The organism is Novosphingobium sp. TK46, from assembly GCF_055361525.1.
Genome location: NZ_CM143963.1, coordinates 2,451,419 through 2,466,821, shown reverse-complemented (window position 1 = coordinate 2,466,821; position 15,403 = coordinate 2,451,419). Strand labels below are relative to the sequence as shown.

Below are 15,403 nucleotides of genomic sequence, written 5' to 3'. Positions count from 1 at the left end.
TGGCACATCAAGGCCGTCAGGGGGCGTCCACCCCAACGCTTTCGGGCGTGCTTCCGCGGCAGTTGAGTGACCGGAATGAGGGCGGTAGGCGCCCTGCCCCGCCCCTTATTTTCCGCCCACTTGGCGAAATGAGGTCGGCTGACTATACCCGCAAATGAGCTATCTAGGCATACATCGCAGCTTGATGATGTTGATACCTGTTTTCTAGAGGGTTCAGCATTATGACCCATCTAACAGTCGCGTTAACGCCGCCAGTATGCTCTGTGGCGTAGTTGGTTTTGATAGTGAGGGGATTGTATGATATCTTCTCGGTAGATCCGTATAATGGTATCCTGTGATCAGTAATGTAGGGATACCGCGACTTATCAGCGCGTCAGCAATCGGGTAACTCATCTCTGTACCAAGATTGATATCAAGAAGCGCCGTATCGATGTGATGGTTTTCGACTAACGCCAACCCGGTCTGAACCGTATCGGCAGGGCCTATGGCACGATAGCCGGCCCTCTCGACAATGTCGGCGATCATCTCGGCAATCCACCATTCATCCTCAACCACAAGCACATTCAATATGCTGTTCTCACCGTGGTCCATCATCGTCCTCGCCGCCATGCCGGGGGTAGGGGAACGAGAGTGTGACCTTCAAACCCTCTGATCTGAAGGCGAATTCACAAGACCCTTTCATGCTATAGCGCATTTCGTTCCGAACCAGGCGCATGCCAAATCCGGTTTTCGACGGCTCACTTACCGGCGGGCCTCCCGTTTCCTCCCAGATCAGTGCCAGTTGATCGTCCTCAGCCTCATGGCGCGAGGTGGCGGCGATGCTGATCTGCCCGGCGGCATTCGACAGGGCTCCGTACTTTGCCGCATTGGTGGCCAGTTCATGCAGGACCATGCCAAGGGAGAGTGCTCGCCGCGGATCAAGTGCGATTGCACCACCCGCTATATTGACCCGATGCCGGCCAAACGGCTCCAGTTCGTGCGAAGCGATATCCTGCAACATCACCGGCGCCCAGTTTTCGCGCGATAGCAACTCGTAGGCCCCCGCCATCGCTGCCAATCGGCCGTCAAAGGCAACACCGAATTCATCAAGTGATGTGTAGGCCTGACGCATCTGCCCCGAGATGGCCATCACGATGCCCAGCATGTTCTTAACGCGATGGTTGAGTTCGGCGATCAAGGTACGCTGATGAGACTCTGCCTCGGCCAAACCGGTCACATCGATAATCGCGACCGCAACGCCTTCGGCGTCACCGCTGTGATTGCGATACGGTGTGATCCGAACGAGGAAGCGCTGAGCCCCTTCCGATTCCGAAACGTGCCGCTCTATCACTTCACCCGAAGCCAGAACCCGTCGGAGATCATCGAAGAGCTGCGGATGATCCAACCTGTGAGATAAATCCGTCAGCGGTCTCCCGCGATCGCTCGATAGCATTCGGAAGATCTTACCCGCAGCCGGGGTAAACAACCGGATTACCAAGTCGCGATCAAGGAAAATCACGGCAATGTCGGTTACTTCAAACACGTTCTGGAGATCGGAGAACGTTTCATCAAGCGCTTCCATCTTGCTGTGAAGCTCACCGTTGACGGTGTACAACTCCTCATTCAGCGCCTGTAGTTCCTCCTTGGACGCCTCAAGCTCCTCATTGGTGGACTGCAATTCTTCATTTACCGAAACCAGCTCCTCATTCGAAGATTTGAGCCCCTCCAGAGCCGTTTCATATTCCTCGATTGTCGATTGCAGCCGCTCGCGCGTGTCGCGAAGCTCTCGTTCCAGTTCGAAATTGGCGTCGTCATGCCCACGCGGACGCAGGCGTGCCTGCTCAGCGCTTATCGATGGACCGTAGTCATGGAAGATCACCAGCAAAAGGCGCTCGTCGGCTATGCCTGAGAGGGGTTCGACGCTGATGGCGAGCTGTTGAATGCGACCATCGTCGTTTTCAAATTCGACGCCATGACAGTCAACCCGCTGCCCATTTTCCACGGCCTCCCGGAACGCGCTGCGCAGATCCAAGCGCAGGCCTTTGCGCGCCATGAACAGAAGCTGCCGATTTGGCATTCCCGCGGGGGCTTCAAAATACTTGCCGGTGCGCGCGCCATAATAGACGATGTCGCCCTCTGCATTGACGACCACGTGTGGCGGAGCATGGCGATCAAGAACAAACGCCTCGACACCTTGGCGCAGCGGTGTGATCGCCGTTCCTTTTGGCCCATGTGGAATGGACAAGTGCGTCAATGTCGAGCGGATGTCCGGTGCCACCAACGGCAAACGTTGAGCCAGTCCACCAGCATCGCGCGCGCGGAATAAGCGGTGCTTCTTGTCCACCGGCGCAAATAGCTCGTCAAATTGACTGATACCTTCCGATGAGCCGAGAAACAGATAGCCGCCTGGGCGGAGCGCGTAGTGGAAAGTGGGTATCACCTGGCTTTGGGCGTCGGCACCGAAATAGATCAGCAGGTTTCGGCAGGAGACCAGGTCAATCCTCGAGAACGGTGGGTCCCGCAACACGCTGTGTGGCGAGAATATGCACATTTCGCGGATTTCTTTCGTTACCACCCAACCGCCACCGTTAGGGACGAAGTAGCGCTTGCGTCGCTCTTCGGAGACGCTGTCGAGTAATGCTTCCGGGTAGTGAGCGGCCCGCGCAACACCCAGCGCACGGTCGTCGATGTCGGTTGCAAAAAGTTGAACACGAGGCACATTGCGCAGGGTATCCATGTGTTCACGCAAGACCATCGCGATGGAGAACACCTCCTCGCCGGTTGCACAGCCCGGCACCCAAACGCGCACCGTCTCATCCGCACCCCGCCCCTCGAAAAGGTGGGGAACGATCTGCTCGGCAAAAGCGTCGAAGGTTTCAGGGTCACGGAAGAAATTCGTCACGTTTATGAGCAAGTCGCGGAAGAGAGCCGAGACCTCCTTGGGATCCCTGCGGAGCAATTCGACGTAGGTGTTGATTGCATCCAACTGATTGACCTGCATCCGTCGTTGGACGCGACGCAAGAAAGTCCTCGTTTTGTACCCACTGAAATCATGGCCCATCTGCCCGCGGACCAAGGCATAGATTTCCCTGGCGGCGTCGTTGACGCTCGCATCCTCACCATGCGCTACCTCTCTGGCCATGGCCTCCAGGACTGAAAAACTGCGGGCGAACTCGACCAACCGTTGCGCCATGGCTGCCACTGGCACAGCAAAATCGATCAATCCCGTAGAAATCGCGCTATCAGGCATTTGCTCATGCTGGGGTGGGTGCCCGTCGGCGACCTGCGCCATTGTCAGCCCACCCCGCTCCTTCACAGCCTTGATGCCGAGCGTGCCATCGGAATCGCTGCCGGACAGGATGATCGCTGCAGCCAGCTCTCGCTTGTCCTTGGCGAGCGCGCTGAGGAATATGTCGATCGGCTTGCGCTGCCGGACGCCCTCGTGCGGCGAACGCATCCTCAAGCAGCCGTCGCTGAAACCGAGGACGGCATGCGATGGAAGAACGTACACGTGGTTGGGTTGTACCTCTATCCCGTCAATCGCGTCGTGGACTGGCATAGCGGTAAACCGGGAAAGGATCTCGCTGAGCATGCTTTTGCGATCCGGGCTCACATGGGTAACCACCACGAAGGCGATGCCTGTATCGACAGGCATGGGCTCGAACAGCCCCTTCAAGGCATCGACGCCGCCGGCGGACGCTCCGATGACGACAACGGGGAAGCTGGGATTCTGGCCTGTCAAATTGCTGTCCTCGAGCCTGACAGCCTCATGAGCCCTATTGCGCGATAATCAAAACAGGTTCGGCACCTTCGACGCGCACTAAGCGAGAAACAGGAGCGAACGGAGATTCTCAGCAAGGCGTAATTTTATGGTTTGCCATCGACTGCGCCAAGGAAGACGCACAAATGCCAAATCCCAAGGGTCGCTTGGGTTGGTCGTCACGCTCCTGTCAGCGTCGACGCTTCCCCCAGGCCGGGCGGTGTCGCCGTCTGCGATGTCACAAGCAAGCGGCATATCGCAATCTTGGGAGAGGATTGTTCGATCCTCCCCCGCTTGCGGCCTTTTCCTAGCTCCGCCTGATTATGAACGGAATTTTGCTCCCAGGCAGTCGAAGCGACATTAAGAATGGCTGGAACTGGGCGATTAGCCGCCCTCCTGCCGTAATCTGATGCCCGATTTTCCGGATGGATCTGCCTGAAACCGGGAACGTCGATCCCGTCACCAATGCCGTCGACATCCAACCCACCGTTTTGCGCCGTCGGAGAGAAAAGGCTGATGATCAAGGACGGACCGCGCCAGCCAGTGAGCCGCCGGAGCTTGAACGGCAACTGCAATGCTTGGATCATCACCAAAACGATATGAGGTTGGTACAGTCTATAGACGGTGCTACGCCTGCGACATCACCGGCACGACTTCTCGGGCGCTGGTGGCTGCGAGACCTGTGCGCTCCCGCCTTTCTGGCCGGAGTACACATCATGCCTGCATTTCACCTTGCTGCTTTGCCTTTGTTTATGAGGCGCTTATCCTCACGCTCCATTCTCACCGGAGACGAAGAAGTTGCCCTAATGGCTTTGAAGGGCCAGGTGAAGCAGGTCGAACGGCGTATCGACATCGTTTTACAGGGAGAGACTGTTGATCACTCCTGTCTTGTCGTAGAAGGCCTGATAGGTCGGTTTGGCCAGAGCAGTGACGGTTCGCGGCAAATAACATGTCTGTATATTCCCGGCGACATGGCCGATCTACCGTCCGTGGTCAGCCCTAAATCGGGGTGGGGATTGATGTCTCTAACCAAGACAACGATCCTTCGTTTGCCGCATATCGATCTCCGTCGCCTCGCCGCTTCGTACCCCGGAATCGCTGAAGCGTTTTGGCGCGATTGTGTGGCAGATGGATCGATCTTTTCCGAATGGGTTGTGAATGTTGGCAGCAGGGATGGTCCTGCCCGTATCGCGCATCTGATTTGCGAGATGGCCATCAGGTACGAGCAATCCGGACAAAGTAGTCGACAGTCTTTCTCGCTTCCGATCACCCAATCCGATCTCGGCGATGCCACCGGCTTGACAAATGTCCACGTTAATCGTGTCTTGAAGGGGCTCAAGAACCAATCAATAGTCACCCTTCAATCCGGCCACATCACAATCCCTAGCTGGGAGAAGATCGTATCGGCTGGTGACTTTGATGACAGCTTCATGCTTTTGGATGGACCATCACCTCGAATATCGCTGACGGAGAATAACCGCGCCCTTTAGCAATCATCATCCTGTGACCCCGCCTCTATTCCGCAAATTCATAGCGAAGACTGCCACAGCTTTTACACATGTTGTTTCTGAGTTGCGCGGAAGATTCTAGTTCCCCTGCATATCTAGGGGATGAGCGCCATGATGTCAGATGTAAGCCTCTGTGCGACAAAGCTCTGCGAACAGCGTCGACTGGCACGAACGGCTCCGTGCGCTGAAGTTGCCGAGGTTCACCTTCAGAGGGCGATGCTATATAAAGATCAATTCAGGTTTCTGAGGGCTCGTAGACGCCAAAGTTGCAGGCCTTGATCGGGATCGTACCGTTTCACGTTGGCTTAATCGAAGTTGAAGGGCGTCCACCCGAAAGGCTGCCGCAGATTGCGAATTTACATAAGAAGGCAGCATGCCAAACCAACCTAAAGGTCGATCGTGGCGGTTGTACTTGCCGGAAGAACCACTTTGCTGGCAGCTGGCTGCACTAGTTAAGGCGCCATCATGGAGATTAACGAAGGGCAGCTTACGGGCACGGCATCGTGGCCTGCCCATGACTGGAATGAGGGCGGTTGCAGGCGCCCTCCCCCGCTTGTCCCGCCGGGCACGTCCGCTAACCTCGCTTCGTTCCGCAATCCGGACAAGCTATTCGCGCCCTTCCAAGTGAGCTGGATCAGGCGCGCTCGGTCACCATGCCAGGTTCACGCGCGCGTAGAGGAAGCGGCCGTTGAAGCCGAAGGGTGAATAGTACGGAAACGCCGTGCCACCGTTGTTGTAGTTGATCACGTTGGTATCGGGCACGCGGTCGGGATAGACGTCGAACAGATTGTTGACGCCGATCGCCACGTTGGACTTGCCGAACAGCGGGGCGCGCAGTTCTGCGTCGACGATGACGTGCTTGCCGGTCTCGACGTAGTCCACCAGGCTTGAAGCCGGTTGGGTGACGCTGCCGTAATATGTCGCGCGCAGCAGGCCGCCGAAGCCCGACTTGGTCCAATCTACCTGCCCGGTCAGCTTCTCGCCCGGCGTGCCGTCCTCGATGCTGACGATGCGCTGCTGGCCGAACAGCGCGGGCACGGTGATCGTGCCGGTGCCGGTGGGTACGCGCGTGAGCTTCACGTCGTTGAGGTTGCCCGCCACGGTGAAGTCGAAGTTGCCCGCGGACGTGGTCGTCAGGCGATAGTGTGCGACGAGGTCGATGCCCTTCGTTGTCGACCGGATGCCGTTCACGAAGAAGCGCGCGGCCGTCACATTGAAGGGCTGCAGCAGCGCGGTGATCGCGGCGCTGGAATTCACGCCAGTGCCGATGTTGTCGGACAACGCGAGCTGGTTGCGCAACTTGATGCGGTACGCGTCGACCGTAAGGTCGAACCCGCCCGAGCGGAAGACGAAGCCACCCGACAGGTTGAACGACTTCTCGGCGTCGAGCGGCTTGCCCCCCAGTGCCGCGCCAACCGGGCTGGTCGAGGGGAACGTTCCGGTGTCGACCACGGTCGCGACGCCGCCGATGTTGGCGACCTGCGGCTGCGTCAGCGTGTAGAACTGCTGCTGCAAGGACGGAGCGCGAAAGCCGGTGGAGACGGTGCCGCGCAGCGCGAAGCTGTCCGCCAAGTCATAGCGGGCGGAGAACTTGCCGGTGCCGGTCTCGCCGAAGTCCGAATAGCTCTCGCCACGACCCGCCAGCCCTAGGAGCAGCTTACCGATCTGCGCTTCCAGATCGACGTAGCCGCTGACGTTGTCACGATGGCGGCTGACCGAGTTGGCGGGCGAGAAGCCTTGGAACCCTTGCGCGCCGCTGCCCAGCGCGGTGTTGCCGCCCAGCGGACCGCGCGCGAAGCTTTCGGTCTGGCCCTCGCGGATCTCGAAGCCTTCGTTGCGGTACTCGACGCCCCAAGCGACGTTGAGCGAGTTGCCGCCGTCGAAGTCGAACTTCTTGCTGACGTCGAGGCCGCCGACGATCTGGTCGTAGATCAACTTGCCATCGTAGAAGTCAGTCGGCGAGGCGGCCCCGTAGGTCGAGTTGATCGAGTTGCGGGTGTGCAACGTCAGCTCATTGCGGCCGTAGGAAACGCTGAGGTCGACGGCCCAGCTGCTCAGCTCGCCGCGGATGCCGAGCGCTGAGTTGATGTCGTCTGACTTCACGTTGATCAGCGGCAGGAAGCCGGTGGGGTATACCGCAGCCACGTTGTTGACGTTGCTCCTCAGCCGCGGAAACGCAGCGCTGGTGCTGTCGCGGTTCTGGTAGCCAGCGTAGCCGTACACGGACCACACATCGTTCACCGGCGCCCCGAAGTTGGCAAAGACGGTGTACTGTTCCTGCTTGGGATCACCGAAGCGGCTGGTCACGGCGTTAGGCGTCACGCGCCGGTCGAGGTCGCCACGACTGGTGTAACCCCGGTTGAGGTAATCGGCCGAGATCGTCAGGAAGCCATCCTCGCCGATGCCGAAGCCCTGCCACACCGAGGCGTTGTAGGTCTTGCCATCGTGCCGGTCGCGGCTCTGGCGCGCGGTCTCGACTTCAGTCTCGTACTGGCCGTAGCTGGCCGAGGCGCCCCCGCCCTGGCGTGCTTCGCGCAGGCGCAAGTTGATGACGCCGGCGATCGCATCTGAACCGTACTGCGCCGACGCACCGTCACGCAGGACTTCGACCCGGTCGAGCGCGACGGTCGGGATCGTGTTGAGGTCAAAGGCCGACGAGCCTCGCCCAACCGAACCGTTGGTGTTGAGAAGTGCCGAAGCGTGGCCGCGGATGCCGTTGATCAGCACCAGGGTCTGGTCGGGCGAGAGACCGCGCAGCGTAGCGGGACGGATCGAGTCCGTGCCGTCCACTGCGGCCGAGCGCGGGAAGTCGATCGAGGGGGTTACGTTCGAGAGCGCCTGACCCAACTCGGTCGTACCCTGGGCGCGCAAGGCTGCGCTCGACAGCACATCGACCGGCGAGGCCGTGTCGAGCCGCTGACGTCCGGCCACCCGGGTGCCCGTCACGATGATCTCGTCGGTTCGGGCGGCCTCATCACGTGCATCCTGCGCCTGCGCCAGGTCCGGCGCGAATATTGCCATCAGCGAGCAGGCGATCAGATAATGGGTACGTGTCTTCATGGCGGGCTCCACATCCTTGGATTGCCGGCCTAATACACAACCAAGTGGCTAGACATATACCTCTTGGGCATCATGCAGCATCGTTTCGCGCAAGCGATGCACATGAGCAACACGGTAGGCGACTGGCGCATTATGAAACTACAGGCTGGATGGGCTTATTATAGATCCGCAGCGCCAGTTTTTTGGTCGCCCCGTCACTCATCCGAACACTGCCTTTGGTGCGGCAGGCGTCCTTCCGCGCCCGTTCCGCTCGCCGCATGCGATATGGCAAAAGCATCAGTGCGCTTCGACCATCAGTCGTTGTCTGGCATCAGCCTGGCTGGATCAATCGCCACCAGGGCGCCAATCATCCAGAACGAAGTTTCCAGCAGCGCATCGTTCAAGCGCGGGTTGTCCCAGTGCAGATCGCTTCCAGTGATTGCGACTAGCCAGCGGTGCAGATTAGCAATTCGGTCACGCGACATGCTCACGAGGTCGATTTAAGCTCAGGATTGGCGCACCGCAATCGTAGGCCAGCCAGGTCGCGCAGGGTATTCCCAGTCGTTGGCATGAGTCGGAGGAAAGTTGATGGTTCTAGGAGGCTCAAGTCCCGATCGCGAACGGAACGTTGCGATTTACATAGCCGTCATTGATGGCGCGACCTTTGGTGAGCTTGCTGCGCAGCACGGTATTAGCAAGGTTCGCGTGCAGAAGGCCTATGCACGTGAGCGCACAAACGCGTGGGAAGCGCGAAGCCGAGGAGATACAAGCTACCTAGACCGCCCAATTCCAGCGGATGTTTGAGACCGGCACGCGACCGTGGAGATGAACGATGGTCCGCTATCGGGCACACTGGCCTAGTCTGCGAATGACTGGAATGAGGGCGACAGGCACCCTGCCCTGCCTCTTCAGCCACGCATGTCAGCTAACAGCACTTACTATCCTGAACTCGGACAGGCAGTTTGCGCGCCCTTGCAGACATCACCTTGGTGGGTCAGCATTGTCGCTCACGAGATGGAGGTTTCCCCTGCGACTGCCTATCCGCAACTATCTCGCGACACCGCTGACGATCTTCATCGAACCAGTCTGTGATCAGTATGAAGTTCCGCCTCAAGGCGAAGCAGTTGTGATCCTTGAAGGTGGCCTCCCGCACTCAATTGACATCCACCCGGATAATTGGGTTTCGGTTTGGAACGAGGGATCAGAGTGGGCGAAGGTCGAGATATTTGATCAGCACCAGTTCTCCGGCCCTGTGCGCCCGGCAAAGTAGGGTCTGCCAATGGCGGCTCACCCACCGATCCTCGTCATAGGGCCCGCTCCATACGGAGCCCGAAAGCTGCCTCCCATTCAGCTAGCGGGCACCTCCATCAAGCCCCCGTCAGTCCTTTCCAATGGGATCAGGTAGCGAGAAGCTGCCCAGTCGCCTAAAGCGCCCCAGACTGATGCCAGGGGCGGTGACAAAAGATGCAAATCCGGCGAGACGATCCGACAGCACCTTACGTAGCGAACCTACTGCGCCATCACCTTCGAGAGTTGCAGGGCGCGATGGCTGGCAATGCATTCGCACTCGATGCTTCCGGGCTTTCGGCGGCGAGCGTTACATTCTGGACGGCATGGAATGGCGAAACGCTGCTCGGCTTCGGCGCTCTCAAGGAGTTGGACACAACGCACGGCGAGGTGAAGTCCATGCGAGCAGCTCCGGCAGCACGAGGCACCGGGGTCGGTCGCGCCATGCTTGAACATATCATCACGGAAGGCCACCAGCGCGGCTACACCCAGTTGAGCCTTGAAACGGGAACCGCGCCGCTGCACGTGCCGGCCATCTCACTCTATCGCAGCGCCGGGTTCACATCCTGCGACGCATTTTCAGATTACCAACCTAGCCCACATAACCAGTTCTTCCGGCTCGATCTATCATATGCGGCAGGCTGATTGCTTACGAACGAACGGTTGACGAAACGGTTCGGGCTGTCTCGATCGGGATCGCAAAATGGGAAATCCGGCGAGCCGATATCAAAAGAAGAGTGCTGCTACTCCGTTGCGTGCCTGTCCCCGACGCATGGCCTGGCGGTAGCCAATATGATAAAATGGGAAACGAGTGTTCATCTGATCCTGAGCGGAGTGACAATGAAACTGGTAATCCTCGTTTCGGCGCTGGCTCTATGCGGTGCATCGTCCGCCAGCGCATCCGACCAATTCGGTGAGATTTGCACAGGCACTGAGACGGTGCAGGTTGGGACACAGGCGCCGAGAAGCGTTCCATACACCCTCACTTTCAGTGCGGACCTACGGGCCGGGTCGTACTGCTATGACAAGTGTGGATCAGACCAGACATATATTGTGAGCAATAGCAGCAGCGATCCTGTAAAGCTTGCGGACCTCAGTAGTGGAGGACAGGAGCGTATGCTGACCTTCGATCGGCGAAACGCCGTGCTGACTGATTATCAAAGCTTTGATGCCGGTCTTGGTAGGATTGTCAGGAAAGCTTCCGCTCAATGCCGACCAGCGGCATTTCACCAGCCGGCTACGGTGAGCGTGGGCAAACCCTGACGATCGCAAGGGGGGCCGCTCTTCAGTCGTTGCTACGTTCCTGATTTGGAACGGCCAGCGAGACGGCGCAGGCGTTCTCGGAATCGATGGTGAAATGGGAAAGCCGGCGCCAGGGTCCGCTATGTGCGGCATCGGTGCCCGATTCCGGACAGGCCGTTCACGCCCCACTTGAAGACGGAAGCGGCAGTTCGGCACACGCAAGACGCAAATTTCAGCGGACGCATTTGTAACGGGCTCAGCCGAAAAGCGGAAGAGCGGTCGTTGACTTGATCTCCTGCATCGCAAAAGACGAACTCACATCAGTCAAAGGCGCAACTTTGGTGAGCTTGCGGTAAATCCGATCATAGTCGGCGATATCCCGCGCAACGATCTTAAGCAGATAATCAATTTCGCCACTCATCCTGTAGAACTCGACCACTTCCGGAATCCGCGAAACACCTGCGGCAAAATTATCCAACCATTCTTCACTGTGTTGCGCCGTGCGTATAGCCACGATCACCGTTACACTTAGTCCAAGACTATTACGGTCGAGAATGGCAACCCGCTTGCTGATTACCCCCTCCCGTTCCAAGCGCTTGATCCGTTTCCAGCATGGCGTTGCCGATAGGTTAACCCGCTCGGCAACTTCGGCAATCGCGACGGTGGCATCCTCCTGCAAGATGCCAAGGATGCGCCTGTCCACGCTATCAAGAATAATATTCCCTACCATCCAGCCTTGATAGCATGTGATGCTCCGTCAGACCAGTTGAGGCGGACAAAAAGTGAGATAATCTCTCTCTGCCTGGTATGTTGCTGGCTCAGTTTATCGGAGCACCTCATGATCAAGCGTCTCTTTCTCGACCATCCGGCTGATGTGGATGAAACCTATTTTGAGCATCTGCGGACCGCCAGTGGGTTCGCCATCACGATGCAAATCAGCGCTTTGGCGTGCTTCATCCACGCTTTGGTGCCCGGATTATTCGCGAGAAGAGGCGGAGACATCATACGTAAGCTTCATGACCGTATGGTTCTCAACCGACGGCACACAATGATCGCGGCAGAGCAGCGGAACAGCGACATTGAGGATTAGAGATGGCCGCTATCCACCCCAACCTCGTCATTTAGCCGGCTCCATACGGAACCCAAAAGCAGCCGCCCGTTCATCAAGCGGACACCCCCTCTGAGCGTCGGTCGGTCGTTCCCAATAGGATGGTTAATCGGGAATTGTGGTGCGTGGATGATAGCCGCTGGCCTAGCTCACCAAGCAGGCCTCGTGAGTTGAGAACGGCCTGCGGAGAAGCGGTAATGCGTTACATGTACCGGGAGGAAGATGCCGAATACGTTGCCGATCTACAGTTTGATGCACGCAGCTACAAAGAGATCCATGATCTTAAGCTGGCGCCCCTACCAACCAAGGTGCAGCTCAGCGTCCGCCGACGGCGGACTTTGTTCGCCAAGATCAACCAACTCGGCGATGTGTCCGTGCCAAGCGCGCCGTGGTTCAATGCACGGATCATGGCTTTGATGGACGGGACCTTGTTTGTAGGCGTCGACCATGGCTTGCTGTTAATCGATCCAGCTACGGCCAGCGTCCGGCAAAGCATTCGCGCTGGCAACACCGAAGTGACGCAGATCATGCCAGATCACGATCGGCGCCGAGTCTACGTCGTCAACGAAGCTTACGGCTTCGCGGCCGAGCCTCATGTGTCGAACATCGCGGCTTTCGAGCATGACGGCACGCTGGCTTGGCGTGCCCCAACGGTGGCGGAACCATGGGCGCAAGATCCGGGCTTCTACTCGCAAATCGTGGCCATGGATCGCGCGGTCCTCGAAGTCACGACCTGGACGGGCCGATGCCAGCTGGACATCGAAGACGGCCATGTCATCGCCAGCTGGTTCACCAAGGGGATGTAACGACCTGACAAAGCGGAACCCCTATATCGTCGGCCAGCAGCTTCAGCCCTAGCCCTGTAGCGCATAAGCGACCTTTCCCGTTTCGGAACGGTGATCGAGACAGCGGACAGGACGAGCTAGGGCCTTTCCCGCTCCGGCGCCGGCGTTTTCCCGATACCTGTTCCCAATTGCTCTTTCCCGAAACGGTCTGTTGGACATGGAGAAACGGGACTGCTGTAGGCTCTCGAAATGGCCGGTTTAGGGATGCCGCAGCCGATCTGCCGAACGGCCGACATTGGGTCGCTAGCCGACCGGCGGGTCATGCGCCGGAAGCCGCCATACGACTGAGCCGCAAGGAACGGCGGATTTGTCCCACTTGCCGCCTTCCCCAAGCGCCTGCGCGATTATGAACGAGTGTCAGCTTTCGGGCGCGCCGTCGAGTCACCTGAGCGACCGGAATGAGGGCGTCAGGCGCCCTGCTCCCGCTTTTGCGCGTGTCCACTATTCCCGGCATCGATCTTGATTTCGGACGGGCGGGTCGCGTGGCAGTGGGCCATATCGTGCTTGCCGTAGCCCGCCAGCATTCCATTACGTCGCTACGAAACTCGCAGAGGCGACGAAAGCCATTCAGGAATGGGTGAACCTCCATCCCTAGCGGCAGCTAAGAAGTCAGGCGCGACCGGGCAACACGGATCAGCCGAAAGTCAACCGCAAGGTGTTGCTATTAACACCTCCGGCTATTCCCTGCTTAGTACCAGTCACGCGATCAAATCGTTGCCCGCAAGTCCTAGATGTTTCCATCTGCGCGACAGCCCTCCGACGAGCAGCATGGGCGTTTGAGGATCGCTACTCTGCCTTAGGAGGCGAACGTACCTTGCCCTTATGTATCCTAGTTGATCAGGCAAATTCACCTCGACTCACAAACGATACCTCAATGGTGTTTGCGACCGTTCGTGTGTTGGTGTTGTCAGCGCCAAGACTGAAAAAGAACAGCTTAAGCTTACCACCGACTTGGCCAACTTTTTCGATGGTGAAGCCTAGCTTCACTGAATTGCCTTTCTGGTCCTGCTCAAGGCCAAAATTGAAGCATGGCTTGGTATCTGCCGTTTTCTCCATCGAAGAACGCAACGCTTCTAGAGTGTCAGTTATCGGGTGACCAGTGAACTCAGGCTGCGCTACTGGCTCGCTGTCGACATACTCTTCTTCGTCTAAAGCATTTGGGGCCGTTGGATAAATTTCGACGGTCGTGGTTAGGCTCTGAGAATCTTTCACAGAGTAACTCCCAGATGGAGAAAATGAAGCCAGGCCAATCGGAATCTCCAGTCCACCGCTTGCTCCCGTCTTGTTATCAACGGAGGCAGTCACAGTGAGCTTCACCTTGGTTAAGGTCATTGATACTTGTCCGGCACAAGCTTCCTTTCGTCCCGGCTTTGTCTCACGATACTGCCCCGCAGCGAGCAGGTCATTGAAAGCCTTGATCTTCTCCGGTGACGCTCCTGGCGCAGGACGATTTAGAGCTTCCTTTTCATACTGATGCCGCCACAACCATGTGCCCACATCGTACTTTACTTGTCGCAACAGAGCTTCAAACGGGATTGTCTCGACAGGTACCGACGCTCGCCCGCGACCAGTAACGCATCCACTCAGAAGCGCAGCAAAACCAACGCTGCCGGTGACTAAAAGGTGACGACGATCTACCATAAATCCCCCTAGGTTGATGAAGCTGCCGCGACCCAGGTATCGATTCTCTGTCGATTTGCAGGATATTCCCACAACAAACTTGCGAAGACTAGGGGCTTACTGCTGGACGCTACAGGCGGTCCATATCGAATGGCGGCATCGATGGTGCTCGGGAATGGCATTAGAATCTAGCGTTTTGCGTCCGCCTCTCGGCTCTTAAGCGCAGACTTCGAACGGGGGGCTATCGACCCCGATGGAGACGATTGTGCCTCCGCATCAAGCATGGCACTGGTCTTGATGGCTTTGCTGTAAGCCCGGGGCCGGGTAGGTAAGCCAGATGAACGGTCGTCCGCTTTTGGACGTGCAGTCACGCCGTTCGAATGACTGGGTTGAGGGCGTGAACGGCCGGGCGCGGAGCCGCTCCGAACGGTCGGAAAGGCCAGTCCGGCGCTCCAAAGCGGCCGTGCCGTCGTCCGCCAGGCGCGACAACGTTGATAATTTTCAGCCGCGTGGCTGGCCTGAAGTCGGCTTGGCAATCAGGAGCGCTGATAATCGGCAAGGCGCACCCCGCAAGCTTGACGGCTTGGCCGCTGCCGCTTGGCGACCTGCACGGCGATAGTCATGTCAGAGCGCTTGATGACGTAGTCTGGGTTGTCCCCGTAGCAGATAACCAGATGGTCAAGAGCGCAATCGGCGAGGGTTGTGCCAACCGCACAACGTATAGCGTGCAACCAGCGCGCTGAGGCGTACGGATGGGCAAGGGTCCATATGCCTCGGCCAAAATCGAAGACAACCACGATCAGCCAAAGCCCAAAAATGGCCAAGGCGGGAACCGATGAGGAATCGTCTATGATCGCCTGTGTAGCCGCCGCTGCTACAAACAGGAACGGTAGCGCAAGTAGGCTTAGCGACGACGGGATCGTTCCAAGCGGACTTACTTCCAACCGCGCGATTGCCAAGCTGATGAGGCCAGGTTTTCGGTCTTTCGAGGGGGTCATATGGGCCTCCTTTGCGT

At 58.1% G+C, this 15,403-nt stretch carries 11 protein-coding genes; 4 read left to right on the top strand and 7 right to left on the bottom strand.

The window, feature by feature from the left end; genetic code table 11:
• Positions 1 to 219: 219 nt before the first annotated feature.
• Positions 220 to 594, bottom strand: a complete 375-nt coding sequence (locus tag ACXJ1Z_RS11785) for a response regulator (protein WP_463776860.1) — start codon at positions 592 to 594, stop codon at positions 220 to 222.
• Positions 578 to 3,721: a CheR family methyltransferase gene (locus ACXJ1Z_RS11780; protein WP_463776858.1), complete on the bottom strand. Its 3,144-nt coding sequence runs from the start codon at positions 3,719 to 3,721 to the stop codon at positions 578 to 580. The genes ACXJ1Z_RS11785 and ACXJ1Z_RS11780 overlap by 17 nt, the downstream gene beginning before the upstream one ends.
• 443 nt (positions 3,722 to 4,164) lie before the next feature.
• Here ACXJ1Z_RS11780 and ACXJ1Z_RS11775 point away from each other — a divergent pair, with 443 nt between their 5' ends.
• Positions 4,165 to 5,229 carry a Crp/Fnr family transcriptional regulator gene (locus tag ACXJ1Z_RS11775; protein ID WP_463776857.1) on the top strand — a complete coding sequence of 355 codons (1,065 nt, stop codon included), beginning with the start codon at positions 4,165 to 4,167 and terminating at the stop codon, positions 5,227 to 5,229.
• 666 nt (positions 5,230 to 5,895) lie between these two features.
• Here the strand turns inward: ACXJ1Z_RS11775 and ACXJ1Z_RS11770 are convergent.
• A complete protein-coding gene (locus tag ACXJ1Z_RS11770; RefSeq protein WP_463776856.1) occupies positions 5,896 to 8,307 on the bottom strand; it encodes a TonB-dependent receptor plug domain-containing protein in 2,412 nt (803 codons plus the stop codon).
• A gap of 293 nt (positions 8,308 to 8,600) precedes the next feature.
• Positions 8,601 to 8,777, bottom strand: a complete 177-nt coding sequence (locus ACXJ1Z_RS11765; protein WP_463776854.1) for a hypothetical protein — start codon at positions 8,775 to 8,777, stop codon at positions 8,601 to 8,603.
• A 1,054-nt stretch (positions 8,778 to 9,831) separates the two neighbouring features.
• Between ACXJ1Z_RS11765 and ACXJ1Z_RS11760 the strand changes: the two genes are divergently transcribed.
• Complete coding sequence (locus tag ACXJ1Z_RS11760; RefSeq protein WP_463776853.1) at positions 9,832 to 10,218, top strand: GNAT family N-acetyltransferase; 387 nt, start codon at positions 9,832 to 9,834, stop codon at positions 10,216 to 10,218.
• Positions 10,219 to 11,071: 853 nt separating this feature from the next.
• On the opposite strand, the gene ACXJ1Z_RS11755 is transcribed toward ACXJ1Z_RS11760, so the two are convergent.
• Positions 11,072 to 11,545: an Lrp/AsnC family transcriptional regulator gene (locus ACXJ1Z_RS11755; RefSeq protein ID WP_463776852.1), complete on the bottom strand. Its 474-nt coding sequence runs from the start codon at positions 11,543 to 11,545 to the stop codon at positions 11,072 to 11,074.
• A gap of 108 nt (positions 11,546 to 11,653) precedes the next feature.
• On the opposite strand from ACXJ1Z_RS11755, the gene ACXJ1Z_RS11750 reads away from it, so the two are divergent.
• Together ACXJ1Z_RS11750 and ACXJ1Z_RS11745 are read left to right on the top strand one after the other, a co-directional pair.
• Complete coding sequence (locus ACXJ1Z_RS11750) at positions 11,654 to 11,905, top strand: DUF6356 family protein (protein ID WP_463776851.1); 252 nt, start codon at positions 11,654 to 11,656, stop codon at positions 11,903 to 11,905.
• A 143-nt stretch (positions 11,906 to 12,048) separates the two neighbouring features.
• Positions 12,049 to 12,729, top strand: a complete 681-nt coding sequence (locus ACXJ1Z_RS11745; RefSeq protein WP_463776850.1) for a hypothetical protein — start codon at positions 12,049 to 12,051, stop codon at positions 12,727 to 12,729.
• An 876-nt stretch (positions 12,730 to 13,605) separates the two neighbouring features.
• Here the strand turns inward: ACXJ1Z_RS11745 and ACXJ1Z_RS11740 are convergent.
• On the bottom strand, positions 13,606 to 14,409 hold the full coding sequence (locus ACXJ1Z_RS11740; RefSeq protein ID WP_463776848.1) for a hypothetical protein: 804 nt from the start codon (positions 14,407 to 14,409) through the stop codon (positions 13,606 to 13,608).
• Positions 14,410 to 14,924: 515 nt separating this feature from the next.
• The gene (locus ACXJ1Z_RS11735; protein WP_463776847.1) at positions 14,925 to 15,386 is read right to left on the bottom strand and encodes a hypothetical protein; all 462 of its coding nucleotides are present in this window, start codon (positions 15,384 to 15,386) and stop codon (positions 14,925 to 14,927) included.
• Between the last annotated feature and the right edge of the window lie 17 nt (positions 15,387 to 15,403).

Excerpts from the sequence above, each read along its gene's own strand:
- ACXJ1Z_RS11740 (WP_463776848.1), bottom strand. The coding sequence starts at position 14,409 with ATGGTAGATCGTCGTCACCTTTTAGTCACCGGCAGCGTTGGTTTTGCT.
- ACXJ1Z_RS11750 (WP_463776851.1), top strand. The coding sequence starts at position 11,654 with ATGATCAAGCGTCTCTTTCTCGACCATCCGGCTGATGTGGATGAAACC.
- ACXJ1Z_RS11755 (WP_463776852.1), bottom strand. The coding sequence starts at position 11,545 with ATGGTAGGGAATATTATTCTTGATAGCGTGGACAGGCGCATCCTTGGC.
- ACXJ1Z_RS11785 (WP_463776860.1), bottom strand. The coding sequence starts at position 594 with ATGATGGACCACGGTGAGAACAGCATATTGAATGTGCTTGTGGTTGAG.
- ACXJ1Z_RS11735 (WP_463776847.1), bottom strand. The coding sequence starts at position 15,386 with ATGACCCCCTCGAAAGACCGAAAACCTGGCCTCATCAGCTTGGCAATC.
- ACXJ1Z_RS11770 (WP_463776856.1), bottom strand. The coding sequence starts at position 8,307 with ATGAAGACACGTACCCATTATCTGATCGCCTGCTCGCTGATGGCAATA.
- ACXJ1Z_RS11760 (WP_463776853.1), top strand. The coding sequence starts at position 9,832 with ATGGCTGGCAATGCATTCGCACTCGATGCTTCCGGGCTTTCGGCGGCG.
- ACXJ1Z_RS11775 (WP_463776857.1), top strand. The coding sequence starts at position 4,165 with ATGGATCTGCCTGAAACCGGGAACGTCGATCCCGTCACCAATGCCGTC.